This is a genomic window from Microvirga yunnanensis, from assembly GCF_025460875.1.
On record NZ_JAMXFI010000026.1, the window covers coordinates 1 to 26,418 of the forward strand.

General features: G+C 58.7%; 27 protein-coding genes. 11 read left to right on the plus strand and 16 right to left on the minus strand.

Translation table 11 applies throughout. The features are described from left to right. Nucleotides 1-130: 130 nt before the first annotated feature. Together NF876_RS14800 and NF876_RS14805 are read right to left on the minus strand one after the other, a co-directional pair. Nucleotides 131-1,285 carry an efflux RND transporter periplasmic adaptor subunit gene (locus NF876_RS14800; RefSeq protein ID WP_262269558.1) on the minus strand — a complete coding sequence of 385 codons (1,155 nt, stop codon included), beginning with the start codon at nt 1,283-1,285 and terminating at the stop codon, nt 131-133. A 284-nt stretch (nt 1,286-1,569) separates the two neighbouring features. Continuing rightward, nucleotides 1,570-2,634: a patatin-like phospholipase family protein gene (locus NF876_RS14805; protein WP_262269559.1), complete on the minus strand. Its 1,065-nt coding sequence runs from the start codon at nt 2,632-2,634 to the stop codon at nt 1,570-1,572. Between the two features lie 173 nt (nt 2,635-2,807). On the opposite strand from NF876_RS14805, the gene NF876_RS14810 reads away from it, so the two are divergent. The 9 genes from NF876_RS14810 to NF876_RS14850 all read left to right on the plus strand — a co-directional run bounded on the left by NF876_RS14810 (nt 2,808) and on the right by NF876_RS14850 (nt 12,232). After that, a complete protein-coding gene (locus NF876_RS14810; RefSeq protein WP_262269560.1) occupies nt 2,808-3,425 on the plus strand; it encodes a MarC family protein in 618 nt (205 codons plus the stop codon). A 664-nt stretch (nt 3,426-4,089) separates the two neighbouring features. After that, nucleotides 4,090-5,565 carry a site-specific DNA-methyltransferase gene (locus NF876_RS14815; RefSeq protein WP_262269561.1) on the plus strand — a complete coding sequence of 492 codons (1,476 nt, stop codon included), beginning with the start codon at nt 4,090-4,092 and terminating at the stop codon, nt 5,563-5,565. An 11-nt stretch (nt 5,566-5,576) separates the two neighbouring features. Beyond that, nucleotides 5,577-6,032: a DUF5681 domain-containing protein gene (locus tag NF876_RS14820; RefSeq protein ID WP_262269562.1), complete on the plus strand. Its 456-nt coding sequence runs from the start codon at nt 5,577-5,579 to the stop codon at nt 6,030-6,032. Then, on the plus strand, nt 6,025-7,497 hold the full coding sequence (gene terL / locus NF876_RS14825) for a phage terminase large subunit (protein WP_262269563.1): 1,473 nt from the start codon (nt 6,025-6,027) through the stop codon (nt 7,495-7,497). Before NF876_RS14820 ends, terL begins: the two co-directional genes overlap by 8 nt. Before the next feature lie 476 nt (nt 7,498-7,973). After that, a complete protein-coding gene (locus tag NF876_RS14830; RefSeq protein WP_262269564.1) occupies nt 7,974-8,744 on the plus strand; it encodes a helix-turn-helix domain-containing protein in 771 nt (256 codons plus the stop codon). Beyond that, complete coding sequence (locus tag NF876_RS14835; RefSeq protein WP_262269565.1) at nt 8,737-9,267, plus strand: siphovirus Gp157 family protein; 531 nt, start codon at nt 8,737-8,739, stop codon at nt 9,265-9,267. The genes NF876_RS14830 and NF876_RS14835 overlap by 8 nt, the downstream gene beginning before the upstream one ends. 242 nt (nt 9,268-9,509) lie before the next feature. Next, a complete protein-coding gene (locus NF876_RS14840) occupies nt 9,510-9,725 on the plus strand; it encodes a hypothetical protein (RefSeq protein WP_262269566.1) in 216 nt (71 codons plus the stop codon). A gap of 49 nt (nt 9,726-9,774) precedes the next feature. Further along, entirely contained in the window at nt 9,775-11,490 is a 1,716-nt protein-coding gene (locus tag NF876_RS14845; RefSeq protein ID WP_262269567.1) for a putative endonuclease domain-containing protein, read from the plus strand. A gap of 595 nt (nt 11,491-12,085) precedes the next feature. Further along, a complete protein-coding gene (locus NF876_RS14850; protein WP_262269568.1) occupies nt 12,086-12,232 on the plus strand; it encodes a hypothetical protein in 147 nt (48 codons plus the stop codon). Between the two features lie 309 nt (nt 12,233-12,541). Here NF876_RS14850 and NF876_RS14855 read toward each other — a convergent pair whose 3' ends face one another. The 11 genes from NF876_RS14855 to NF876_RS14905 form a co-directional block, all read right to left on the minus strand. Further along, nucleotides 12,542-13,282, minus strand: a complete 741-nt coding sequence (locus tag NF876_RS14855; protein ID WP_262269569.1) for a hypothetical protein — start codon at nt 13,280-13,282, stop codon at nt 12,542-12,544. 156 nt (nt 13,283-13,438) lie between these two features. Next, nucleotides 13,439-13,879, minus strand: a complete 441-nt coding sequence (locus NF876_RS14860) for a DUF6508 domain-containing protein (RefSeq protein WP_262269570.1) — start codon at nt 13,877-13,879, stop codon at nt 13,439-13,441. Beyond that, nucleotides 13,869-14,807, minus strand: coding sequence for a hypothetical protein (locus tag NF876_RS14865; protein ID WP_262269571.1), 939 nt, complete (start codon nt 14,805-14,807; stop codon nt 13,869-13,871). Before NF876_RS14865 ends, NF876_RS14860 begins: the two co-directional genes overlap by 11 nt. Then, complete coding sequence (locus NF876_RS14870) at nt 14,807-16,048, minus strand: MBL fold metallo-hydrolase (RefSeq protein WP_262269572.1); 1,242 nt, start codon at nt 16,046-16,048, stop codon at nt 14,807-14,809. The genes NF876_RS14865 and NF876_RS14870 overlap by 1 nt, the downstream gene beginning before the upstream one ends. A gap of 50 nt (nt 16,049-16,098) precedes the next feature. Then, nucleotides 16,099-17,526 carry an ADP-ribosylglycohydrolase family protein gene (locus NF876_RS14875; RefSeq protein WP_262269573.1) on the minus strand — a complete coding sequence of 476 codons (1,428 nt, stop codon included), beginning with the start codon at nt 17,524-17,526 and terminating at the stop codon, nt 16,099-16,101. Nucleotides 17,527-17,880: 354 nt separating this feature from the next. After that, on the minus strand, nt 17,881-18,294 hold the full coding sequence (locus tag NF876_RS14880; RefSeq protein ID WP_262269574.1) for a hypothetical protein: 414 nt from the start codon (nt 18,292-18,294) through the stop codon (nt 17,881-17,883). 3 nt (nt 18,295-18,297) lie between these two features. Next, entirely contained in the window at nt 18,298-19,302 is a 1,005-nt protein-coding gene (locus NF876_RS14885; RefSeq protein WP_262269575.1) for a hypothetical protein, read from the minus strand. 147 nt (nt 19,303-19,449) lie between these two features. Continuing rightward, on the minus strand, nt 19,450-19,764 hold the full coding sequence (locus NF876_RS14890; RefSeq protein ID WP_262269576.1) for a hypothetical protein: 315 nt from the start codon (nt 19,762-19,764) through the stop codon (nt 19,450-19,452). Nucleotides 19,765-19,770: 6 nt separating this feature from the next. After that, a complete protein-coding gene (locus tag NF876_RS14895) occupies nt 19,771-20,442 on the minus strand; it encodes a hypothetical protein (RefSeq protein WP_262269577.1) in 672 nt (223 codons plus the stop codon). After that, nucleotides 20,439-20,774 (minus strand): hypothetical protein, encoded by a 336-nt coding sequence (locus tag NF876_RS14900; RefSeq protein ID WP_262269578.1) that lies wholly within the window; start codon nt 20,772-20,774, stop codon nt 20,439-20,441. Before NF876_RS14900 ends, NF876_RS14895 begins: the two co-directional genes overlap by 4 nt. A gap of 291 nt (nt 20,775-21,065) precedes the next feature. Beyond that, nucleotides 21,066-21,272: a hypothetical protein gene (locus NF876_RS14905; protein ID WP_262269579.1), complete on the minus strand. Its 207-nt coding sequence runs from the start codon at nt 21,270-21,272 to the stop codon at nt 21,066-21,068. A gap of 214 nt (nt 21,273-21,486) precedes the next feature. On the opposite strand from NF876_RS14905, the gene NF876_RS14910 reads away from it, so the two are divergent. Continuing rightward, entirely contained in the window at nt 21,487-21,627 is a 141-nt protein-coding gene (locus NF876_RS14910) for a hypothetical protein (protein WP_262269580.1), read from the plus strand. A 291-nt stretch (nt 21,628-21,918) separates the two neighbouring features. Beyond that, on the plus strand, nt 21,919-22,959 hold the full coding sequence (locus NF876_RS14915; RefSeq protein WP_262269581.1) for a macro domain-containing protein: 1,041 nt from the start codon (nt 21,919-21,921) through the stop codon (nt 22,957-22,959). A gap of 280 nt (nt 22,960-23,239) precedes the next feature. Here NF876_RS14915 and NF876_RS14920 read toward each other — a convergent pair whose 3' ends face one another. The 3 genes from NF876_RS14920 to NF876_RS14930 form a co-directional block, all read right to left on the minus strand. Beyond that, entirely contained in the window at nt 23,240-24,250 is a 1,011-nt protein-coding gene (locus NF876_RS14920; protein ID WP_262269582.1) for a hypothetical protein, read from the minus strand. A 448-nt stretch (nt 24,251-24,698) separates the two neighbouring features. Further along, nucleotides 24,699-25,094 carry a hypothetical protein gene (locus tag NF876_RS14925; RefSeq protein ID WP_262269583.1) on the minus strand — a complete coding sequence of 132 codons (396 nt, stop codon included), beginning with the start codon at nt 25,092-25,094 and terminating at the stop codon, nt 24,699-24,701. Nucleotides 25,095-25,402: 308 nt separating this feature from the next. Continuing rightward, nucleotides 25,403-26,224, minus strand: coding sequence for an ASCH domain-containing protein (locus tag NF876_RS14930; protein WP_262269584.1), 822 nt, complete (start codon nt 26,222-26,224; stop codon nt 25,403-25,405). Between the last annotated feature and the right edge of the window lie 194 nt (nt 26,225-26,418).

A 26,418-nucleotide genomic window follows, 5' to 3' on the forward strand; every position in this document is an offset into this window, starting at 1 on the left:
TGCGCGACCGGCAGGGTCGAGTAGGCGATCCCGCCGATGATCAGGAAGAGCGCCGACAGGACTGTCGCGAAGATGGGACGGTCGACGAAGAAATGGGCAAAGCGCATGGAAGCGCCCTCCTCGCGTAGGTTCAGCTGCCGTTTCGTTCCCGGACCGGGGGAAGGGTCGTCATCTGCGGCGTGATCGGCGCGCCGGGCCGGACCCGGACGAGGCCGTTCACGACCACCGTCTCATTGCCGGTCAGTCCGTCACGGATGACCCGGTAGCCGTCGATCCGCGGACCGATCCGCACGGGCTTGAGATTGACGATGTTGTTCTCGCCCACCACGTAGACCACCCGCCGGTCCTGGTCGCTGCCGATGGCCTCGTCGGGCAGGAGGATTCCCTGATAGGGATCGGATGCGCCGACCGTCACGCGGCCGAACAGTCCGGGGGTGAGGAACATGTCCTTGTTCTCGAACACGGCGCGCAGGCGGATCGTGCCGCTGGCCGCGTCGAGCCTGTTGTCCACGAAGTCGAGCAGCCCCTTGCGCTGTCCGAGGCGCTCGTCCGTCAGCGTGAGCACGACCTCGTTCGTCTCGCCATTGGCGGATGTCTTGGTCCCGCCCTTCGCCTGGCGTGAATAGGCAAGATACGAACGCTCGTCCACATCGAAGTAGAACTGGATCGGATCGAGCGAGAGGACGTTGGTCAGGATCGTCTCATTGGCGTTGACCAGGTTCCCCTCGGAGACGAGCTTGCGCGAAATGCGTCCCGACAGGGGTGACTTGATCTGAGTGAACTCCACGTCGAGCTGGGCCTGCCGCAGGGCCGCCTGGGCCCGGTCCAGCTCGGCCTTCGCGGTCAGAAAGGCTTGCCGCCGCTGGTCGAACAGCTGGTCGGCGATGTTGCCGGTCCGGCGCAGCTGCTCGGCGCGGTCCAGATCGCTCTGAGCGAATTCCAGGCGGACCTGCGAGGACGTGACGGCCGATTGCGCCTGCTCGAGCGTGTTGCGGTACGGACGAGGATCGATGGTGAAGAGGAGATCGCCGGCCTTGACGAAGGTGCCGTCCTGGAAATGAACCTTGTCGAGGTACCCGGACACCCGTGACCTGATATCGACCTGATCGGTGGCCTCGAACCGTCCGATGAAGTCGGTCCGCTCGACGATGTCCTTCACGACGGGTTTCGCGACCGTCACCGGCGGGGGCGGCTGCGCAGGGCCGCCCTGAGCCAGGGCCAGGTTCGCCGATGCGATCCACGACAACAGAACGCTGGAAACAATCAAGGACCGAGGAAAGCGCATGCGTAACCTCCTGAGCGGCATTATCGACGCAGCACTGGACTTCCGAATGTCAGCTTATGGCCCTGTACGCGATGGCGCGCGGGAGAGCTTCTGTTCTTGTTGCGATGCAATACTAGACATCGTTGCGCGCCTGACAAGATGCGCAACATCGAAACGCCGGGATTGCGAAGCCTGCCTCCGCCACGTGGAGCGACACCATCCTCGTGAGATTCGAACGAAAGGAACCGAGACCGTATTGTGGAAACACCCCAGACCGGCGACCACCTAGCCGCTTGGCTAGGTGGTCAGGTGTAGGCGTCGCGCAGGTCGAGGGTGCTTTTCTGCCCGATGTGACGGTAATTGTCGGAGAGCCATGTGCGGGCGGCCCTTCTGCCGAGGTCCTTCAGCTCCTTGAAGAAGCTCCATTGGGCGCTGAGCCGCGACGCGGCGGTGAACTCGTCGAGCTTTTCACCTCCATGGATCCGGTGCATGAAGACCCGCTTGTAGTCCTTGGTCGAAAGCTTGCCCTCGTCGATGAGCCGGGTCACGAACTCGATCGACCTGAACTGCTGCAGCAGGTTGGCATTGAAGGTGACCTCGGTCAGGCGATTCTGGATCTCCTGCACGGTCCGCGGGGTCGAGCGGCGTTCGATCGGATTGATCTGGACCAGCAGGATGTCGTCCGACATCGTTTCGTAGAAGAGCGGAAAAAGCGCCGGATTGCCCGTATAGCCGCCATCCCAGTACGGCTCCCCGTCGATCTCGACGGCCCTGAAGATCATCGGCAGGCAGGCCGAGGCCAGCACGTGGTCGACGGTCAGTTCCGGGCCTTTGAAGATCCGGATCTTCCCGGACCAGACATTGGTTGCCGCAATGAACAGCTTCGCATCCTTGCAGGCCCTGACCCGCTCGAAATCGATCAGGCTGGTCAGGGCATCGCGCAGGGGATTGATGTCGAGGGGATTGAGATCGTAGGGGCTTGCGACCCGGGACCATGCATCGAACCAGAGATGGGAGGACTCGTTCATGCTCCAGTAGCTCAGCAGACGGTCGAACAGGGACCGCTGGAGCGGCGAGAGCACGCCGTCGAGGCTCACCCGCTTCCAGAACGTGCGCAGCTGCTCGCGGGCGCCGTCCCGTCCACCTTCGAGCCATCCCTCGAAGAGCACGACGGCATTCATGGAGCCGGCGCTCGCCCCCGTGATCGCCTCGATGGTGAGACGCCCGTCCTCGAGAAGATAGTCGAGCACACCCCAGGTGAAGGCTCCGTGCGCGCCGCCGCCCTGGAGCGCCAGCGATATCGACTTCTCGGCATTGGGGCACTGAAGCCCCCGCACAGGGCTTTTGTGGCTTTCCGCTCGACCCGTCATCGGATGCTCCTGTCGTCGACCGGGAGACTACCACGATGGGAGATCGGGAGCGCAAGTGACAGCGGTGCCCATCGCAGGACGCGGCACTCACGAGACAACGAGCGGTTCCGACGAGCTTGGCTTTGTGACCAGGGCGGGCTTTACTGATTCGACTCCATCGAGGACGCGTGCCGATGAGCCAGTTCTTCACCGACCTGATCACCCTGTGGGTCGTCATCGACCCGATCGGAACCCTCCCGGTGTTTCTTGCCGTCACGGCCGGCATGAGTGCCGCGACCGCCCGGCGAACGGCTCTGCGGGCCACGGTGGCGGCCTTCTTCGTCCTCCTGTTCTTCGTGGTGGCCGGACAGGTGCTGCTTCAGGCCATGGACATCAATCTCGACGCCTTCCAGATCGCCGGCAGCATCGTTCTTTTCCTGTTTGCCCTCACGATGATTTTCGGAGAGCCGAAGGCGGAATCCGAAGAAAAAGATATCGTCACCTCGGATGTGGACCGTTCGATCTACCCGCTGGCCATCCCCTCCATCGCCGGTCCGGGCGCCATGCTGGCGGTCGTATCGCTCACGGACAACAGCAAGTTCGACCTCTCGGAACAGGCCGAGACGGTCGCCCAGATGGCCCTCGTCCTGCTCGTCACGCTGGCGCTCATGCTGATGGCGTCTCGGATCATCAAGTTCATCGGCGACGCAGGCGCCAGCGTCATCAGCCGGGTCATGGGGCTCATTCTCGCCAGCGTGGCCGTGAACGGGATCGTCCTGGGCATCAAGCAGGCGTTCAACCTTGCCCCTTAGAGCATCGGATGGACCCAGAGGGCCACGCCAGTGAAAAGTGGATCCGGTTTTCGCTGGCGCGGCCCGCTGGGTCCGTTCTGACCGATGCTCTCATTCAAGAAGAAAGCATCGGATGGATCCCAAACGTGCAAGTCCACTTTTCACGTCCGATGCTTTAGAGCTGCTTCCACTCACGTGGAATCATCTCTCTTCTTGGCCTCGCCGCATCTTCTGACGGTGAACCGGATCCACTTCACCGGAAAATGCTCCAGGGCATGGACCGCGGGCTGATACCCGTTGAAAAAGCGGAGCCTTGGCGAGGAGATGGTGGTGCGGGCAGTCGGGTACGAACCAGTCTCCCGTACCCTTTCACTGCTCTGAGGGAAATTTGCAGGGAAAATCCAGTCCTTGTCCATGCGAACCACTCACTTCTCCGTGGCTCTGTACCGCAAGCCTTGGACACTCTCTTTGTCAGGAAAGTTGCTTTATCTTCAGGTACTTGACCAAGGCATCAAGCTCGTGTAGAGCACCATCTGTCTAGCGGCATTTCCTTCGGGAGCAACTCGCGGACAGCCCTCGGCCATGTCGGCCGAACCACTTCTCGGGATCGTCTGATCTCACGGTGATCGTTGCCGGCGCGTCTCGGCAGCGGGGTTGATCCCTATTGTCTCAAAGGACCATCGCTATGAGCGAACTAACCGCTATTTCTGCCCCGGCTCTGACCCTAGGGGCCGCCGCCCCTCCTTCAAGCCGCAAAGTGAAGGCGCTCCACCGTGACCTGAAGCTCGCGGTCGAGTATGTGCCGATCGACAGCCTCAAGGCTTACAAGCGCGCCTTGCGCACCCATTCTCCCGCTCACATCGAGCAGCTCGAAGCCTCCATCCAAGCCTTCGGCTTCGTGCAGCCAATCTTGGTCGATGCTGACGGTGAGATCGTCGGCGGGCATGGGATCTTTGAGGCGGCCCGCAAGGCAGGCTACCGCTCTGCCCCAGTCGTGCGCCTCACCCACCTTGATGACGCCCAGAAGCGCACCCTGCGTATTGCTCTGAACCGCCTGGCGGAAAAGTCCGGCTGGAACCAGGAACTCCTGGCACTCGAGTTCAAGGAGCTGCTGGAGCTTGATCTAACGCTCGACCTGGATTTCGACTTCACCATCACCGGCTTTGCCTCGCCCGAGATCGATCAGCTCATTGAGCGCCAGGAGCAGGTCTCCAATGCTGATCCGGATGAGTTTCTCCCGGACAATGTCGGTGGATCCCCTGTCTCCCGGCTTGGCGATCTGTGGCTCCTTGGCGAACATCGCCTGATCTGCGGCGATGCCCGGGATGAAGCTACCTATGCCAGGCTTCTGGGAGATGAGCGGGCTGCCATGGGCATCCATGATGCTCCTTATGACGTGCCGATCTCCGGCCATGTTGCCAAGCCGGGCCGGCATAAAGAATTCATCATGGGTGCAGGCGAGCTCGGCGAGGCCTTCACCCCTTTTCTGAGCGCTTTTCTGCAGGCAAGCTCCGGCTTCCTCACACCGGGCGGGTACCAGTTCTGCTTCATGGACTGGCGCCACATGGGCGAGATGCTGACGGCTGGACACGCAGCCAGCCTGGAGCTGAAGAACCTGTGCGTCTGGAACAAGGGCTCCGGTGCCATGGGCTCACTCTACCGCTCCCAGCATGAGCTGGTGTTCGTCTTCAAGGACCCGGAGAGCCCGGGAGCCAACCATGTCCAGCTGGGCAGGTTCGGACGCAATCGCACCAACGTGTGGGACTACCCGGGAGCCGCCAGCCTGCGCAAAGAGCTGGAACTGCACCCGACGCCGAAGAACGTGCGGATGATTGCGGACGCCATCCGGGATGTCACAAGCCGCAACGCCATCGTGCTCGATGCCTTCTCGGGTTCAGGGACAACCATCATCGCCTGCGCGAAGGTTGGACGACGCGGCTATGCGGTGGAGCTGGACGTGCACTATGTCGATGTCAGCGTGCGGCGCTGGGAGCAGTGGTCCGGCAAGATCGCCCGACATGCCGAGACGGGCCTCACCTTTGCCGAGATGGCCGCGTTGCGCGAGGCAGCGTCTGACCCACAGGCCAGCCATGAACTGGATCTCATCTCCGAACCTGCTCCAACGGCTCGGGTCCGTAAGCGCTCACCCCGCGTGCTGTGAGGTGACGCGCCATGTCCAGAAAAAAGAACACGGACGCCCCGGCCGCCTATGAGGTCGGCCGGGGCAAGCCACCGCGCTCCAGCCAGTTCAAGCCGGGCCAGTCCGGCAACCCAGGTGGACGTAAGAAAGGCAGCCTCAATCTCAAGACGGTCATGACGGCTGTGCTTGAGAGCGAGATCGAGCTCACCGAGAACGGCCGCAAGCGCAAGGTGCCACTGCTCGAGGCCATCATCCTGCGCCAGGCCCAGGAGGCTCTTCGTGGGCAGCCACGGGCGATCGACAGCCTGCTCGACCGCTACGAGCGCCATGCCGGCCCTGAGGTCGAGCGCCCAGATGAGCTGCCGGAGGAGGACGTCGCCCTCTTGGAGCGGGCGCTCGGCCCGTCGCGGAGGCGCCCTGCGTCCAACCCGGATCCTGCTCCCGATGATCACGGCATGCCTGAAGGGGAGGATCGGGATCATGACTGACCGCGCGCGCCTCCTGCGGGCTCTGCTGCGACAGGACCTCTCCGTCTTCAGCCAGAAGGTCTTTGCCACACTCGAGCCCGGCACCGCCTACCAGCACAACTGGCACATCGATCATCTGTGCTGGCAGCTGACGCGGGTCGCCCGGGGCGAGCTGCGCCGGCTGATCATCAACGTCCCACCGCGCTCGATGAAGTCGATCACTGTCTCGGTCGGCTTCACCGCCTGGGTGCTGGGCCGGGATCCGACCCGGCGCATCATCTGCGCATCCTACGCCGATGATCTCGCCCGCAAGCTGTCGGTGGACACCCGAACCGTAATCGACAGCCCCTGGTACCGGGAACTCTTCCCGCAGATGCGGCTCGCCTCCAAGCGCCCGCGCAACACGGAACTGGTCACGACTCAGCAGGGCTACCGCTATGCCGCTGGCATGAGCGGCTCGATCCTAGGCCGCGGCGCGGACCTCATCGTCATCGATGATCCTATCAAGGCGACTGATGCTCTATCCGAGAAGGAGCGCCGGCGGGTGACTGAGGCATTCGACAACACCCTCTATACCCGTCTGAACGACAAGCGTACCGGTGCGATCGTCATCATCATGCAGCGCCTGCACCAGGATGATCTGGTTGGCCATGTGCTGGCGAAGGGAGACTGGGAGGTTGTCTCGATCCCGGCGATCGAGACGGAGGAGCGGGCGTATCAGCTCAGTAATGATCCGGAGGATATCTACATCCGGCGCGCGGGCGAGGTGCTGCATGCCGCCCGGGAGCCGCGCGATATCTTGGAGCAGATGCGCCGGTCACAGGGATCACTGACCTTCTCGGCCCAGTATCAGCAGGCGCCGGTGCCACCGGAGGGTAACATCGTCAAACGGGAATGGCTGCGCACCTATGCCGCGCGGCCTTCCAGCTTCGATATGGTGATCGCCAGCTGGGATACCGCCTCCACCCTGTCGGAGACCTCGGACTACTCGGTTGGGACGGTCTGGGGTGCGAAGGGGCTCGACTTCTACCTGCTCGATCTGGTGCGCGGCCGCTTTGAGGTGCCGGAGCTGCGACGGGAGGTCCTGCGCCTGTCCCAGACCTGGAGCGCTGATCAGACCATTATTGAGGACACGGACATCGGGCGGGCGATCACGCAGGATCTGCGCCGGTCGGGCGAGTGGCGGGCCATCCTGCGCAGGCCCCGCTTTGACAAGGAGGCGCGTTTCCTCGCCCAGTCAGCGCGGTTTGAGTCGGGTCAGGTGCATGTGCCGCCGGATGCGTCTTGGCTGGCCGGCTGGCTCGACGAGCTGCTTGCATTTCCGAACGGCCGCCATGACGATCAGGTCGATTCCACCAGCCAAGCGCTCGACTATCTCACTGCACGAACTCATCCGCTGCAGGTCTCTGAGATACCCCGCGAAAGGCCGCAGAGGGTGCAGCGGCCGGCAGGATTTAGGCGGCCCACTGGGTTCGGGAGGATTTAGTGTTCATGATGTGTCTCGAACGGCTCCGAACTAGAGCTGAGAGCAAGTCACGGCGCCTCCGAGGGATGATAAATTGCCGCGGTTTCCAAGACGAAGGAAAAGAGATGCTGATGGTCACGAGCGGCTTATCCGGCGGCGAGCTGTCAAATTTGCGCCGGATCCTTGAGGGATCGCATCACCACTCCATCGGAGATCCAAATGAGGTTCCGGCCATCCGGCAGATCGGCGTGATGGAGGTCACAGCTCCAAGACGAGGTGCTGAAAGGAGAAATCTTCTACACGCGGTAGGAAGCACAGATCATCCTCGGGAGCTGGCGCCGGCACGGAACAAGTGGGCCCAGCGTGGATGGGCGAGTTACGATCTCCTTGGTTAATTTAACATCCCGAGTGGTGATGCCTGGAGCACTGAAGGTTTTTTTGGCCTTTTTCAAGCGATCGAGCTGAGCGACGCTATGGGCAGACACAGGAGGTCACTTATGGACGACAAAGAACTTCTCAGGCGGATCTCTCAGCAGCAGCAGAACATCAAACCAGGTGAGATGCAGGTTCTATCCCTGGAGTTCATCGCGATGTACGTTCGCGTCAGCCGCCGTTCGAGAGGCTGGAAGAAGGCAACCTTGGCCACCTTCGCGGACGTCTCACTGTCAACCGTCGAGCGCGTGGAACGTGCGGAAAAGGTTAGCAAGGAGAACCTCGATCGCATTGCTCAGGCTCTCGGCGAGGAAAACGGCACCTTCTACGAGCCCCGACGTCGGCTTACCCCTGAGGAACTCGCAGCGCAGAACGCGCTTGAATTCGAAACGGTACTCGTGAGGCCCTTGCGGACCCAGTCGCTGGCGCGCGAGCTAGCGCGCTGCCACTCCTACATCATTCGCTCCTCCGCAATCGATGACTCTCATCAAGAGCGTGTCGCCAAGCTGCAGGACTGGCTGGACGGTGCGAACTTCCTGCTTAGCGGCTGGGCAAGTGGAACCGTGATCGATGCAGAGGTCGGCAGACGCGAGATTTACGAGGGCATCCTCGCCGCCGTGGAAGACTTTAACCGCAATGGTGTAACTGTTCTGGCCGGGACCCTCGCCGCGCCCCGACCGGGAATCCCGGAATGGAAGGTGGGGGTGGTGGATCTGACTCTGCGGCGATCCGATCCAGGTGCGACCAAACGCCAATTTATTCTTTTGGACCGCCGTTTTCTTTCTGAAGAGGCCTTTCGGGACGCCATGATAGCGGGGGAGCGCTTCAATGCTTGAGGAGCACACGGACGCATGCCACTTCTCCCTTGCTCTGCCAAAAGAGGTGAAGACTTATACCAATCTCAAGCAGAGTATTAAGCAGGAGTTCGACTTAGACGAGCATGATCCGGCTCTACTCGATACTCTTGAGGGCGTGAGTGACCTCCCGGAGCTTCTTGCACGTGCCGCACAGAGTGTTTTGTTGCTGAAAGCTCAAGCCAAAGGAATTGATGGGCTGATTGACAGCCTCGAAGCCCGCAAGGTGCGGTACGAAACGCGCGCCGATCGCCTCCGACAAAAGATCCTTCATGCCATGCTCGATACCGGATTGAAGCGATTGCCGACCCATGAGCTTACGGTTCTAGTGAAGTCTGGAGGCCAGGAAGTCGATGTGCATACTCAGGATCTCCTCCCCGAGGAGTTCCTGCGCATCAAGGTCGAACCGAACAAGCAGGCGATAGGCCAAGCGCTGAAGGCCGGAGAGAATGTTCCGGGTGCGACGTTGGTTGACAAGCCGCCAGTTCTGTACCTGCGGGTCTGACTGCAGCTCTCGGCAGCTATCAGGAGGTCGGATTCCCGGGAATGGTCGAAGGTGGTTTCAAAACGTGGAAAATGCGACGGACTTAGGAGTGGGTTCATCCGCAGAGAAAGAGCGCAAATCACCATTTGGTCTGAACGAGGTTCCGCTTTCTCAATAGCGTAGATGCCGTTGATCAGGCTTTACGAGCCAACTGCGGACGGAGAGCTCCAATCTCCGATGGCCAAAGTAGGAATCTAACCAAAATGGAAAACACGATTCGCCGTATCGGCCGCTTCCTTGAAGTCACCGATGGTGACGGAAGACGTTACCTACTCCCTGCCGACGCCAGGAACCTCCTCGTCTGCGACACGGATTGTCTCCGGAACGAGAGTGAAATCCACTACGGAAGCAGGAGGATCCAGGTCTTCCAACCTTATGACAAGGTCGTTGAGGCACTGCTCGAGAGAGCCTTCTCATAGAACACTCGACCCCTTTCGACTGTCCCGAACAGGATCAAGGAACACTTGTATGAACACTGTGGCACCCGGAGGCGCAAAGCCATCATCAAAATCCTCGCGGCGAGGGCAGTGGCTGGTGAAGCACGAATTTATCTATGGCGGAAAGACCGCCAACGGTCTGCGCGACCTCGCCGTCCTTTCCGGGCTGCCGATCACGACCGTCAGGTACTATCAGAAGGACATGGACCCGAAGATCGATGTCAAGCCGCTGCTCGATCGGCTCGTTGCTGAGCGGATGTCGAAACTCGCCAATCCCGCCATCGGGGAGGACGGCCAGTCGAAACAACTGATTTTCGGGGGAGCTATCTACCCGTCCAAGAAGGCCCTTGCGGATCACGTAAGCAAGACGTTCGGTCTGAACATGAAGGGCGTGCAGAAGCAATTCTGGCTCGTCGCAGAAGGAACCGACGTCACCGAGGACTTGACGTCGTGGATCAAGAACATGCTTGGCAACGATGAGGTCGCCGTGGTCAGCGAGACCTACGGCATTAACAAAGAGACTGTGAGAGGATGGCGAGACAGGGGGCTTGATCTGCACAAGGAAGCCCGGCGCTTCCAGAAGCCCCCTAAAGTATTGCAGGGTGCCAAGCGTCAGGAAAACAAAAACTGGAATGACCCCCGCGTTTACGATGAGTTCCTGAATTCGCTCCGTCAGGTCGAGAGCTTGGGAAATCTCGACCTGACCGGCGCCAAGATTTTCTACCGAGACGGGGAGAGAAACCTTAGGGTCCGTGGTCTCCATTGCCGGGTCTGCCAAACCGACCTTAATGCAGAACCCCAGGTTTCGAAGCTTAAGAAAGGGCAGCAGCCTTGCCGGACGTGCTCGAAGGTCGGCCCTTCTGGTCCGCAGTACGAGCGCACAATCGAAAGGCTTCAAAACACAATCACGGATCTCGGTCTGCCTCTGGATGCTGCAGAAGCGATCCTCATCCGCGCCGATGAACTCAGTCGGAAGGGTCCAGAAAAATACGTACGCGGACTCAGGTGCGCATGTTGTCGGTCCGAGCTGAAGGCGACCGCATGGACCTCAATCGTACGAGGATCTCTTCCCTGTCCGGAATGCGCCAAGAAGAAGAAGCTCGCCTTTGCTGAGGAGCGTGTGCGTGAGGTCCACGGCGATGATATTGTCGTTGAGGCATACGGAGGCACTCTATCTTCGAAAAGCACCTTCCGTTGCACTGACGCGGGCTGCGGGAATAAATGGACGAGCGCTGTTAATCTTGTCATCGGGAATGGCTCTCAAGCACCAACGCGCTGTCAGGCTTGCAATACCAAGTGGAGATGTGAGGAGGCTATCGCTTACCAGCTTGATCAAGAGGGCGTACAGTACCAGCGCCAGTACCCAGTCCCAGTCCGGCTCCACGGTTCTGGCGGATTGGTTTCCACTGTCGGATACGCTGACTTCCTCCTTCCCGAGCTCAAGCGCGTCATCGAGTACGATGGGATTCAGCACTATGATCGCACAGCGCACTTCGCCATCAAGGACCGAAAGTCATTCGAGAGCCGTCGCGCGCTGGACGAAGCCAAGGTAGCCGCCTTGGCAGAAGCTGGCATACTCGTCTGCCGCATCCCGCACTGGTGCGACGACATGCTAGCCGAAGTAAAGGCCATCCTGAACGGGAGTCCCACGTATCCCGGGATGCCGGCAGACGCCGAGAGAAGGCGGGATGAGTTGGGTATCTCCTCCCGCACGCGCGAGAGACGCTCAGGTCGCGGACGCCGCTGATCCTGCGGTAGCGAGAAAGCTATGGCCTCCAAGCGACACAAGAGACGAAAGTCGTGCGAGGGTAAGCGGCGATTCTCATCAAAGGAGATCGCCGTCTCCGCCACAAAGGGATTGCGTGGCCTTATCACCTACAAATGTGCGTTCTGCGGAAGCTTCCACAACGGGCACCCGCCGCGCCGCGTCAGACAGTCCCTAGCCGCGAGGCGCAGGGAAGAGAAGGTGATTTCCTAGCTAAAAAAATCTAAGTTATTACTGTCAATATTCTATAGTTCTGACTCGCCCGACACTAGTCCACGGTATGCCCAATGAGCTAGGAAGTCATCTCGCTGATCCCTTGATGATCTAAAGTCCAATGTGCTGTTAGATCAGATCATTCAGACTCCTATCTGGAGATGTCGCAAAGCCTTTGGGAAACTCGGTTCAGAATCCATCTCCGTCTCGCTTCAGAGATATGCAACGTTCAAGGGTAGGCATTTTGATTAGTTAGTGATTCTACTCCGGGTGCGCTGGTATCCTGCTCCGAATCCCAGCCTGCTGGTACCAGAATCGTTCGACGAATTTGCCGTGCGTGTGCTGTAGCTTCTGGATAAACATCATGATTAAACGCAAGCGCCGCTATCGGCTCAAGTGCCGAAAACCACGCACGCTAGCCAAGATTTACTGGCTCATCCTCAAGCTTCCTGAAATCGAGGAACCGGATGACCCTCCACCGCAGGAGCGCGATTTTGGTGAGGAGCGTTAAGGCACGGAGCGATACATTGTAAGGCCCGACGCCCATTACAGAAGTCGTTTGATCAGAGACTGATCTGAGCAGTCTCCTACCCCACTCTGCCTGTCACTCCCAGCAGTACGATATGCAGCAGGCCCCACTAAGGCATGCGCCTCGATCGACAGGCCACTTTCGGGCCTTGAGGGAAGGAAACCCAGCCCTCTTCTGATACCTGCAGATCAGCACGCTCCAACCTCCGGAACCGCTTGCGCTCCAGCTTCCAAGCTGGTCGTCGTTTAACAGCTTTCGATCTCACAGGCGCAGCTCGTGCATCGTCACCGTTCAATCCACGTGCAGTTCGATCAATGTATAGGAGGACATGTCGGCAAACGTCTGATTTGGCACCAGGTACTCATCCGCACCGCCTGTCGTGTAACCGGTGCCGGTGAATTGCTCGCTCACGCCCAGTGAGTGCCAGAGAAACAGGCGGGCATTCACGGCTGTGTCCTCGCATGCGAGATATGTTTCCTCTGACATGTGCAGTGGATGGGATGGGTTGTCCTTGATCTCGCCTGTTACAAGGCGGGCTTCGATCTTCGTTGCAAGCGCTCCATCAGCCAGTTCACTTTTCCAGCGCAGCAGCTTGGTTGCAATCCTTTCCGGATAGTGGCCCCGAATCATGGAAAACACTCCGTCCCAGTTGGCCAGCTCCCCACCGGTCTGAGGAACGATAGCCAGCTTCCACCCCATGCCCTCCCGCAGTTTCTCGTCCAGCCAAGTGCGGCTCTTGCCGATGCCGCCGATAACGATCTCCGTATCGGACATGTTCAGGAATCTCAGCAGTCCGGCCGGACCGGTGACCCATGCCAGACGCCGTCCGTTCTGGAACGACAGGCGGTCGAACGAAGATGAGCCGCGGCGGCCGCGCATGACCCGCCCACATACGCCAGCAATGGGCTTCGCGGGCTGCGAGCGTTTCCTGAACAGCTCCGCATAAACGGTCGGGTCCATTTGAACAGGGAGCGGAGCGCACTGATCGGCGGCTTCTGTCATGTCGTGGCCTTGATGATAAGTATTTGTCACGGTCGGTTTTTTCGTTCCACTCGGATGGGCTGCGGTAGAGCTCTGGCAGGACCTGTTCTTTGATCGTCGCCGTGCCCGTCGAGGGCAACACACGTGCGGTGGCCCTCTTGACTCTCCTGCAGGCGCAGTCGGCACGGCCCGTTCCGCTTGAAACAGTCAGCCCGTTGTATCAAGTTCCGACAACAACACCCGTGCGCGGTGAAGGATGCGCGTCAGGAGCCCGGTCTCGAAGCTGTGGGCAAGAGTCCCTTCCACGAACCGGTCAGACCGGATGCAGGTGGTCAGAAGCTTAGCGAGTTGGTCCTCGTCAGCATGAGCAAGCACCCGTTCGTCGTCCCTGAGCTGCGCAGCTTCCTCCGACTGCGCCCAAGATGACCATTTGAAGCTTTTTACCCAATCATGATCGTAGGCCGCCTTCACGAATGCGGCCGCCTCACGCCCGAGTGTGAATCTGCCCTCTATGATTGTGTCGGCGCTCTGCTTCGGCTCGACCCAGGAGGCGAACTGAAAGTCCTCTGCCTCGAACCGGGGAAGGAAGGCGACAAGCGCCTCCAGGCGCTCCCGCCTCCGTATGATGTCAGCCTCACTAAAGACCAAGCCTGATCTCCTCGGGATTTTCACTGTGAATGATGATGCAGTTCTCGTGGAGGATCTGCTTATGCTTGTCCCATGCTGCCTGACTCCTGATCCTCTGCTCCTGCTTGCCGAATATGATGAGCCTGGGCTCTACGTCGAGACTGATCGGCCCTCCCTCTGCGACCCTTCGAACAAGAGGGCTGGGCTCTGTTCCGCGCATTCTGCTGATTGCATCAAGCACCGCGCACGCGTTCCTGTAGGCAGCGAGAATCTGCTGGTGGCGAACAGGCTGGGAAACGTAGTCCCGGTAGGTTCCTAATTGCCTGAGGACAGGAGGGCTGAGATCCTCTGCTCTCAGCTGCGGGTTTGAAAAGAGCTTTGCCTCGTAGAACACAATCCGGGCACCTTCTCCCTCCGGTTCGAGGGCGACGATGTCCATCCGGTTCGCTACCTTCCTGCCATCCGGTTTGACCGGCTCATCTGCAGGCAGAGCCATCTCAACATCGATTACGTTAAGATGCCGGTTGGCGATTATCGCAACTCCCTTTTTTTCATCGCCGGAATGAGTGCGGGCCGCCTCCACCCAGCCATGTAGGGTCTCAGGACCCGCATACGTCTGAATGACGTCGCGCCCCCTGCCCTGCGTTATTCGGAGTCCATCGAAGTCAAGGTATACGCTTCTGGAATTGCTTTCCGGAACGTACTTGTGATGAATCCTGCAACGCACGCGCACATTTCCGTGCCGACGGGTATCGAATCCGACCTTCAGGACGGACTGACCTTCGGCATAGACATTCAGATATCCGTCGCGCAGTGCAATCAGCAGTGGTTGGCTCGCGCCCTGCCGGTCCTTGTATCGGTACGCGAGCACGTCCTGCCACCAGGATGGCATCGTGCCAAGATACTCCAGCGCGCCGTCAGGCAGCTTTCGTTGGAATGCGTTGACCATTAAACCTCCCACCACTCGCCGTCAGTCCGGCGCACTACATTCTCGAAATAGGAGGCGAACCTGTCAGCCTCAAAAGTATGAATCGGCACCAGCGCCCCAGGATTGAACGCCTGCGCCAGACGTTTCAGGTCCCTGATGCTCGCATGGCCTGAGGTGTGGATCACCTCCAGCGGGATTGAGCGGGCCTCGAGATCATCCCGCAGCTTCTGGCCTGCGCCGTCCTTCAGATAGCCGTCCCACTGAGACCAGATGGCCCTTGTGCTGCTGGCCATTCTCACCCTGTCAACATCCGCAAGCATTGCAGGGCGAAACAGCATCACCGCGCGGGAGGCGAGCTTTGCCAGAGCCTCAGGGTAGATCCGGCTGGATTTATACGGCGCGAGCAGATCGAAGCGGTTCATGCGCTTGATCCGGACCCGCTGATACTGCGGAATGTATACGGCCAGCTTCGGCCAGCCCACCTGCGGGATATTGAGATTGCCCGTCGCCCGCAACACCTCCATTGCGTAAAGGTCCAGAACGAGCATCCGGCCGGTTCGCCTGCAGGCGCGGTACAGGCTCACCATGCGATCGATGTTCTGTGCCGAGGCTGACACGAGAACGAACCCTTCGGGCGTCAAGCTCTCTACGAGGCGGGCCTCGATCTCCGCCTCTGTCGGAAACTGCGCGTCGGCATCGAGACGGCCGAGGCTCGATCCCTCCATGAGCATCACATCTATATCGGACGGTGGCTTGCCAATGAGTTTCTCGAACAGACCCGCCTTACGTCCATGGGCGCGGATGTCGCCCGAGTAGAACAGGCGCCGTCCACCCGCCTCGATCTCCAGCGCATAGGCATCATAAGCAGAATGATCGACGAGATAGGGCGTGATGCGGAACGGACCGATCTGGAGGGGCACCCGGTCGACGAGGTCGAGCGTGTTCTCAGGCGCAAAGGGCTTCGGCAGGAACGGAGCCGCTGCACACAGAATCCGCCGTGTCGCGGCTCCCATGACAATCTTCGGCATGACGGCTGCCCTGGGAGCCAGGCCCCAGTGGTCGGCGTGACCGTGGGAGATCACCAGTGCGAGCAGGCTGTTGTCCGGCGCCTTCAGGCCCGCGACATCGGGCAGGAGCGAAGGATCGCCATCCTCCCCGTCGAGAGGCATGCCCAGGTCGAGGAGGATCCGCGCGCCGTCACATTCAAGCTCAACACATGTGCCTCCGATCTGCTGTGTGCCACGGTGAATGCGAACCCGCATTCCGGCCGGCGCCTGTGTACGAACGGTTGAAGGGAGTGCGGCAGATGGGGTCATCGGATGCCCGTCTTGCCTTGAAGGAGCGCATTCGCGCGGTCCAGGATTTGATCTTTCCAGGCAACGTTATCGAGCCAGCGCTGAGGAATGCCACTCATACCATACAGCGCACCTGCAAGCTGGCCCGTTACGGCAGCCACGGTATCCGAGTGATCGCCAAGATTAGCCGCGAGAATCAGGGCCTCCTCAAAGCTGTCCGTCCCCGCCACGCACCAGAGAGCCGCCTCGAGGGTCGAGACCACGTAACCGGAGGAGTAAATCTCATCCCGTGACTTCGGCTCCCACTCGCCGGCCGCAATTACACGAATTTCGCTGGCACCAAACCACGGGCGGGAACGGAGCACGCTGTCCTTGCTTCCACCCGTGATGGCCTCGACAAGCAATTGGGCGAAGAAGCGGCAGGCATCATGCGCAATGGGTGCGGGATGCGTCAGACGGCTTTGAAGTTCGGCAAGAACCGTTGCAAGCGAACGATCCGGCACGGCCGCGATGACAACCGGCGCAAGACGCTTAAGCGATCCGCTGCCGGCCTGTTTTGAATCCTGGGACCCTTCCCGGGCGGTCTTTCCCGTTCGCTCATACAGCGCGAGGGCCTTCTGCGTCGTCTTCCCGATATCAAAGCATGTGCCCGTCACGCTGTTCTCGCCGCACCGCCACCATCGCACGAAGCGATCCATCAGGTCCCAGCGGTTGAAGTCAGGGCATGCAATAAGAGAGTCGGCCAGGCACAGCGCCATACTCGTATCGTCGGTCCATTGCCCTGGCTCCAGCCTGAAGGGACCGCTGCCCACGAGATCGCGGACAACGGGCGTCGAGTCGCGCCTCGTGAACTGAAGTGTTGCCCCGAGAGCATCCCCGATGGCCAGTCCGAGAAGCGTGCCCCGCGCGCGGTCAGCATAGATGTATTTTTCGGCTGAGGTGGTGTCCTCGGTATCCAGCCCCGATGAGAGCCTGATTTCCGGTTCTTGCGGAGCGCCCGGATCCGGAAAGCCAATGCGAGCCTTCGCCCTGCTCCGTGTTTCCAGGATTTCCATTGTATTGGGGGGCACATTGAAGCGTGCAGCGATCACCTCGATGAAGCGCGGGTCATTGAGGTTCGGATTGATAACGAATGTCGCGTGCTTCGTATCGTCGGACCAGATCACCTGCCCGCCCGGATAGTAATCGCTCGACCTGTATCCCACCCACGGATAATGCACCCGCACATAAGGCCATATTTCGTCAGCGAACATGACGGGGGAGTAGTGCCGACCGCCCATCTGCTCCGCGTCCTCTTCAGTAATGGCGGCTCTGCGCGCTTCGACGGATTCGAAGGAAGCAATGAGGATCGAAGCTGAGCGGGGCTCTCCGGCACTCTCTTGGCCGATGAACCAGAAACGTCCGATCCGGGGGGACGCTTCCAATGGAGTTTCGCTGATCAACAAGGGGACCTCATCTCTGTGATCCCTATTATTCACTTGAGAGGCCGAGAAATTTACAGGCTGGGCTCAAAAAAGTGAGATGTTGCAACCAAGCAACACCTCCTAGTGGTTGACAACCCATGGTGCCGTGCCTCTTCCCACGGATACAGCCTGCTCCCTCGGCCCTCACAGTACGGAACTGGTCCCGCCGCAGCAGGGGCGCCAGTATACTGCCGGCCGGCGCAGTGAAGAATTGCGTTTAAGCCAGCGGTCTTACCCTGATGTGATCCGGCTGCTGCGCAATTTTAAGGGAAACGCTGAGGAAGCAGCCAGGACAGTCAACCACTGGCACCGTCCAACTCGCATCACGACGCTCTATTAGTCGAGTACCATCCAAGGCATCTTAGGGCCCCACCTTTTGTCCGGCAGCAGCTTCAGCATCAGCCTGGCTTCAGCGCGTGCCGCTGCCAGATATTCCGCCGCCTGCTCCTGCTGATCAATGAACATCCCTTCGCCCGGATCGGCATCGTAGAAATCACCATGGTGGGCTAGGATCTGCTGCCGGAACCGGGCATGCTCCTGGATCATGATGTAAAGGACCTCGCGCAGCACGCCCTTGCCCGAGGAAGTGAGACCACAATGTTTCGCGATCGCATTGGTGTGTTCAATTTTCGGCTCGGGCAACCAATCCCAGATTGCGCTCACACGCTCGGTCAGAGATGCTTCAACCTCGCGAAGTAAGCTCCGAAATGCGCCGCTCCGTTCCTTCTCTGCATCAGGAGCCCAACTCATGGCCTAACCTCCAAATCTCTTCTCGAGCCGGAGCGCCTGTTCTGCCGGTGAATGATAACTGACCAGGATGACCTCCAGTCCATGATCCGCAAAGAGTTCAAGAGCACGGGTCAATGCCGCATCGATCCAACTGTCCGGATTGCCGAAGGCACCACCGCCGAGCCTTGTGAGCAGCACCTTGTTCGACGCACCTCGTGCTGCATTGAGGAGTCCAGCCCAAAGGGTCGCTTCATATGCGGCCTCCAGAACAAGGCTCCCAAAACGAGCCCAGTCCGCCGATGGCACGCCCGAGTAAGCCACGGGTAACGCGGAGCAGAAGGCCTGTGACACGAGCGGGCCTAGCGGCCCGACATCCGTGACCTCAATATCCCAGTGAACGCCAATGCGCAGGAGGCCCTTCAGAGCTTCAGATGACCCTTCCTCGGAAAGGACAGTGCTGATCGCCTTTAGACTTTCCTGCGAGGCGAGTGCATATCCGTTCCTCATGATCCAGAGCGCGTCCCGGGACAACGCTAAACGGGCTGCCAGTGCATCGCCGAGGTCAGCGAGTGCATCAATCTGTCGGGTAGCAGTCTGGCCGATGCCAACCCCTACAGGCGCAAGATAGTTACGGTAGATCGTAGCGGCACCTGCTGCCATAGCACAGGCGGGCCCTTGAGTTCGATCGGACTGGTACCGTGTGATTCCGTCTTCCGGTGTAACACCCGGACCCGTCATTTCGAGCAGGTTGAATTGAGATGCCACCTGAAAAAGCGCACCCTCGAATTCAGCATCGGCGTGAAGGCGGCGGACGTCGCCAACGCGGTTCCGCACCCTTAGGCGGCCAGGAATTCGGACATCGGCGCCTCGAAGACGAAGCTCCGTCAGCGACGGGAGCTCAAGTTCACCAATTGCATATTGCTGTCCATTCGATCGGGAGATCAGTTGCCGCCCTGAAACCTCAAACTGTGCCTGTGTTTCGGCGTATCCTCTCTCCTGAAAGCCAGTAAGCTTCTCAAACCAATCCATCACTGTTCCCCCATAGTGCGTAGCGTCCCTTCCGTACCAGAGTGTTCGGCAGTCTACGGCCTGCACCTTCAGAACGTCTCGAAAACATATTTAATCGTCACGTCATCTGCGGACTGCGGCCGGAAAGTTGACGTCTGTCCCTTATCTTCAGCGGTCTTCGCAGGCTGATTCGAGTTCATCCTTCAGATCTCCGATCACAGCCTTGTAGAACTGTGCAGCATGATCGTCATAGGCTGCATTCTGATCGATGGCGTAGCTGAGATTGCTGACGATGTTCTTAGTGCTTCTCAGCTCATCCCTGCTGATCTCCTTGCTATCATCGGCCAGGTAGGAGCGGATCTCGCTGAGCCGCTTTTCCAGATAGGACCGGGTGAAGGGATCCTTGTTATCGGCTGCGAGCTCCTTCGCGAGAAGATCGACCGTGGCCTCCAGGAGGCATCGATTTTTGTGTTTCGTTTCCATAGCGCTTCAATCCATGCTGTTATCTGTTCCGAATATCTCGCTCAGCGCCTCGCCGCTGACTGGACTGCCGCTGATCGACAGCAGGGTTGTCCCCATCCGATACGCTTTTGGCATGATCGCCTGTGCTTCTCCCGCAAGTGAATAGCGGAGTGCACAATCCGGTGTCAGATTCACGACGAACCCGATAGGAAGACCAAAGAAGGGTATTTCCTTCGTTCCGTACCTCCTAAGCCGTGCCTCAAGCTCGCACATCGCCTGCCTGATGAAGGCGGCCCGGGGCTGTGATGTGTCGAGATCTATCCACTTGAAGCGATCCCCTTTTACCAGACCACAGATGGTGATCTGGCTTGGCACGGTACGTTCGGTCAGAATGATCGCGTGGGGTCGAAAGGCGGCTCGCCATGCCGCATCTCTTGCAGCAGCCGCTTCTCGCCTCGCCTCATCGGCGTTCAGGCGAGTCTGCTCGATGGCGCTCAGGAACACGGCCGGCTTGATTTCAAGCGCCTCCTGCAATGCGGGAACCTGTTCTTTTGTGGCATCCAGGTCGCCCGCGATGATGCTGTCGATCTGCCTCATGCCTTTCGGCAGGTTCCTGTATCCCAGACGGCGGGCAAGCTCCGGTCGGGTGATCCCGAGGAGTTCCATCTGCTCGCGGATCAGGACTCCGATGGGCGTCACGCTGTCAATGCTCCGCTGATCATGGTCGGCAATCCTTGTGTCTGGATCCTGTAGTGAAGGCTCGAGGAATCCGGATAGAGATTTTGAAGGGCGGAAGCCCTCCCACTGTTTTCAAAGTCGGTGCAGCTGATATCCATGAATGCCTTGTGGGCAGGATCAGCCATCACAGCTCCGTCGGCGAACACGTGAAACTTGTACTCCGTACCGGCATTCCCGGGAAGCTTGGCCTCCTTGCCGGACGGGCTTTCGCGATGCTCACGCCTTGGGACCCATACGGCGAGTCGCTCGGAATTGCTCCGAGGAGCAACTGACGGAATGAATGCATCGTCCAAGCAGAGCCACATCCTCCGTTCTCTTAGAAGGACTGAGCGGCCTCAAGTCTCGTCCTCTCTGGGGAGGAACTCGATATCTCCTGGTCCCCAGGCAAAGCGTGAGGCTCGATTTTCGAGTTCGTCAATTTTTGCGAGCAGGGCGATCACACGGTTGCTTTCGTCCCTGTATCTCTGCTCGTCAGGGCTGCGGGACACATCCCGTGCCAGCTGATCACTCCAGCAGTTGAGCGCGCGCCGCAATGTCCGTAAATCCTGACTGCCGACTTGGAGCATCATCCGCTCTGACCTTTCTCAGCGTGCTGCAGTGACGGAAAGCTGCCGGCCTTTTTCGTTATAGGTGTAGATCACGGCTCCACGCTGAACGTTGACGGTGGAATTCGTGTATCCCTTCAGGCCATCTCGAGGGCCGCTGCCGGCGCTCACCGTCCCGGTCTGGCGACCTTTCTCATCATAGATATAGATTACACTGCCCCTTTGAACGGCATTGCCGATCGCCATGTCTTTGCCCCAATCTTCGCTAGGAGAGGCTACCCAAGGCCAAGCTTGTGTCAATCGGGCCCGATCTCAATTGTTATTGAGCAATTGCACCGGTTCAGACGGGAAGTGGCAGAGGCCTTTCAGGCGGAACAGTCCGGTTCTGCGGTACTCAGAAGCACCTTTCTACTCTGTCCCTGAGCCTGCGATAGGACCTCTGTGCAGCCTAGAGCGCCTGATGAATTCCCAACAATATTTCCTGCTCGGCGTCGCAATCACCGCATCCGCTTCCCATGCCAAGTCTCACGCTCCGGCTGATGGCGGGCCCCTGCTCAGCGACCCTGGCCAAGCCGAGCAGGACCTGCATCTGTTTGGCTGATTCGGCAGGATGGAAGGCGGGATGACCAATAATTGGTAGGTCCTCCTTGGACGCCTGCAGCGGATTCCATCTTCGATCCCCGGCCTGGTGCGAGTATCTGCATCTCCAAGGCCTCCATCTATGCACCGGAGAAACTACCGTGAACGTGTCGTCCTGCCTCCCTGCCGCTCGAGGACCTCGACTACCTGGATCGGAATGGAATGCTCAACGAGAATGGGATAATGACATGAGCTGGCGATATTCACTGATCATCAGATCTATAAGGCATAAAGTTCAACTTCGAGAGAAAGCATGCAACAGCTGAACCTATTGGATGTTCCAACTGTCAGGGGCACTCGGACAATCGAGTTGTGGCAGGGTGATATATGTACGCCTCCAGAGCATGTCGACGCGCTGGTAGTATCCGCGATTGAAGACGACTATGCTCCTACGCCTACATCAGTGATTGGCGCTCTGCTTCGGGTCCACAGCATTGACATCAGCGAGCTGGCGAAGCGTCCGTCCCTGAACTTGGACGCACTCTGTACGTGGCTGTCTTTCTCGGGCGCTGAGGCACCATTCGGAGGCATTATATGCGTAAACGTGCCCGCAGACGCCTCAGACCTGCGTGAGGTCTTTCAGAACGCCTTTATCGCACTCGCAGTTGCCGAGCGGAAGTATCCTGAGATAAGGACAATCGCTATGCCGATATTATCGACTGGAGATCATCGCCGCGACGTGAGGCACGTAACAGACGTTCTGATGCAGGAATCCGTAGGCTTTCTGGAACGGGCCCATTCAGTCAAGAAAATCATCTTCATGGCCCAATCTCAGCAGAAGGCTTCCGAGCTGAGCAATGCTATGAACCTTTACCTCGGGCGAGAACAGGGTGTTTCTGCGAAAGGTCAGGTTGCGGACGCAGTTCGAGCGGAGCTTCAAGAACTGCTTCACCGGGTTACAGTCTTGGATCCGGCAGGAGCACCAATCTACAGCAATATGTCTCGACTTCTCCTGTCACGTGAGAGCCAGTCCTTCGAAATAGGAACCTTGGGTCGGCGCCTCGCCGAGCATGTCTGCGGCCATGTTGTCACGGACAAGAAAACGGCTAGCGCAGACCTCATGACGAAGATCAACGCACTTCCGTCGTTGGGTATTGCTCATTGGATTGCAAGCTACATGCATATTCTCAGGGTATTCGGCAACGAAGAGGTGCACCAGAAGGCGAAGGAGAAATCCCCTCCTGTACTCTCGCCAGGTGATCTCATCGTGTGCTTATCTGCAATTTGCAGAGTGCTGGATTTCTGGACCGACTACAGAAATTCTGCTGACAATCGTGTCCAACTCGAGGGTTAGGAGTAACCGGAGCTAGCCGGGAAGAGGGATCCGGTGTCTGGTCAGCCGCTTCCTGGCTCCAACAACTATCACGGGGCGAAGTGGTCGGAGTATTTTACGACGAAATATTTGCCAGCTTCGTCTATGAGCGGTCCTCAGTAGGATGAGATTTTTTGGTTTGCCTCCATTGTATTTCAGTTCGTATAGTGATCTGCGCCAAGAAGCTCACACGAAGCCTCGCTGCTGATGGGCCGCAACTGGTTAACAGCAGAGCTGCGCGTTCGGATGCTTCAATGCCGTCTCATACCCGCCGGAGGTTCCCGCCGTCACTTTCGAGCCGTCCCTCCCGGATCAAACCGTTTATGATCGAACGGGAGACTTGGTCGATGGTCGAACCAGTTCGGCTGAAGCCGATCCATCTTGCTAATCCGCGAATAGCCTCATCACGCTCAATCCACTGGCGCCCCTGAAGTGACGCTATGAACTGGTCTTTGAGGAAGTCACGATCATAGTGCTCAATCGTGCGAGCGGAGATGCACAACATTCCGCGTTCGTTCGCTATGATCCCTCTCCGGACAGCCATTCTGAGGGCATTGTCCAGTTGAGAGCGGATCCGACTGCCTGTTCGCTTAAAACCGAGAGCCCGAGCCATTTCGTTGATTGCCCCAATCCTGTCCCGTTCTGCTCCTGTCGCGAACGTCTCCCGGACCAGACACATCATATTCTGAATCTTTGCCGGATCCCTGCGCACTGATCCAGAGTGAGTCATCGTGCCTGCAGTCCGAGAACGCGGGTCAATGCTTACGTCGATGTTCAGCTCTTCCGGCGCAAGTGGCGCGTCATCCTCATGCTGAACTTGATCCCTCCCCTGCCAGGGCACCCACTCGCCTGGATCATCTTCACTCCACACCAACCCATCCTGAACATGGAAGATCGGAGCCCATCTTTCGTCCTCCTGTGCAGTAAGGACTTCGGTCACAGCGGCGTGGCCGTCGAGAACGGTTTGTAGCGTGAGCTCAAGATCCCGGATGAACTTTTCCGGGAGTCCAAACTGGATAATGAACTCTGAAGAGCCAGGGGCCGGAGTGGATGTGTGACGACCTATTAGATTGGCGCCGATTGCTTCCCACATCCAGATAGTAGCTTCTCCGGTAAATGAATTCCTTCGGACCCATTCTGCAATGAAATCCCGCACCACATTCAGCCACTGTCCCTCGAACTCGGTTGGAATGGACTCGAGGCTCACTTCAAGTACTGAGCGGGACATCCCGTTCGTCCAGACCAACTCGGGCGCCTCTAGAAGCTCAGACATAGACAGCTCAATCGTTATGGTTTCCACTAAGCGCAATACTAATTGACAGATCGGGCCGAGACAACTGTCCCAACCAAGTCGGATCAACACAACATATGGAGCAATCGCGAGATCGGAGATTAAGAAGAGCCGTGCCGTCTTGCTCGTTAATCATTGATCGCTCCAGCGGGCACCGGAATAGGAGCGGTCATGGCCTTACCTCCTAGGGTAGCGAAGAGGCACGCGCACGGACCGGTGCGGGAACATAGGACGCAGACAGCTCCCTCTGAATTTCCGGACCAGACACCTGCTGTCCGGCTTCAACTCGGATCTGCTCAGGCTGATCTACCATTTTCGGACGACCTGCGGAGATCCGATGGCGCTGTACTGTAGTGTCGCGGCAGCACCTTTGAAGGTCGACGGACCTCTGGACCAGCCCAGTCTCTGAATTTACTGATGACCCCAAGTGCTATTCCGGATCAACCGGTATATCCGTTGACGCGGATGCATCGAGACCTCGAGTTCTGATCTCTTGGGAGATCTCCTTTTTTGCAACTTCTATGTACTCGAACCGTTTGTAGAAGTCGTCGCCAACGGTTGCCTGATACACATCGCGCTGCGTCAGAGAGTGGTTTGCAACCTTCTTTATGGAGGCGACAATTCTATCGCCCAAGTAGGCGTCATATCGGTCACCTTCCTGCCGCCAGCTGAGTAGCGACCGTGAGCGCGCTGGCCGTAATCCATTCCGGCGTTTGATCTCAGTGTTGGCAGCCTGCAGAATCCTCTCCGCCTCGGGTCCATGTCGCGAAGAAGCATTCACTCGAAGCTGTTTCAGCTCTTTGTCGAATAACTTAGTGACATCCATTTCGGTCGTTCCCTGCGCATTCTACAATGTGGTAGCGGAGCCTTCGTGAGCATGCATACCTGCGTTCGCAAGCTTGGGCGAACTCAGCAGCTCCGAGTGCTCAGAGGAAGCTTTCCTGGCAGAGTATGACCGGGGCACGAGCCTGAACTCACTGGACGGATGACCGATCTGACGCAGCGCCACCCTGCATCGATTGGATCTGCGATAGCTCACTCGGAATCATGGACCTGTTGAATTTACCCACTTCATCTCATCGAACCGGAGTTGCGCTCCTGAATGCAGCCATCTCGTCCCAGTTCTGGGACACCTCAGCTCGCAGAGTCTTCCTTGGGCACCAGGGAGAATGTATATGCGTAGGCTGCGGTCCGTTCAATCCGAACCATATCGCCGCCGCGGGCACCGGTCAGGCGGAAGAACTCACCGACGGCTGCGCGCGCCCGTAGGAACTTTTTGTCGCCGTCTATATCAGTCTCAACGGTTGAGCCGGGCAGGAATGATATTCTGAGGGATCTTCTACCGGCTTCGAGGCGGTTGCTACCGCCGACTGCATCGGATGGGAAGAAGTCGAGCAGTTTCCGCAGGTAGATATGATTATTCTTAGGGTTCACATTTGCTGCTGTGAGCTCGACAGTCCGGACAACTCCAGCGGTTTCAGAAGGAGTGGGCACACCTGAATTCCTTTGAGAACAAAAAATGGAGACATTGATCGGTTCTGGTACCCGACGAGGGTCGGGTCCTTGCGCCTGCTCAGCCTGCGTCATTACTCTTTCTGCCACACTGGGCGCGAGATTGACCCAGACAACTGCTCCAGGCGAGTGGCTGTAGTCCACTGGAGAGGCAAGCCGCCTGGCACCAGCAATCACCCAGGGAATGCGCCAGCCTCTCGCGAACGCCCCTCCCTGCTCCGGCTCAGGGATTCTATGAAAGGGCTCAGACGCTGCGTAGGCTTCAAGTGTTTCTACATGGGGCAGCGAGTCGATTACGTCTGCGACTCCGACGATTTGCCCGCTTCCCTTCCGGACAAGCGCAACAGGGCCTCGGTGGCTGCAGGACCTTCTTCGCATCTCCCACGTCTTCGCGCCGCACAGGATGAGACTGATCCAGGGCTCGTCGATCACAAGTGCTTTCATTTCGGGTGCTCAGAACGTCTGCAGTACGTTTCTATTGCCAGCCAGTAGAGGAGAATGCCTCAGAGGACTGTGCGGCCGCTCAAACTGTGATTGACCGGGATAGTCATTCAGCCATCGAGCCTGTTCAATTGCGAAGCGGTGTCGATTGTATGAACATTCCTCTCCACACCGCCTACGGCATGCAACGCCTGTGT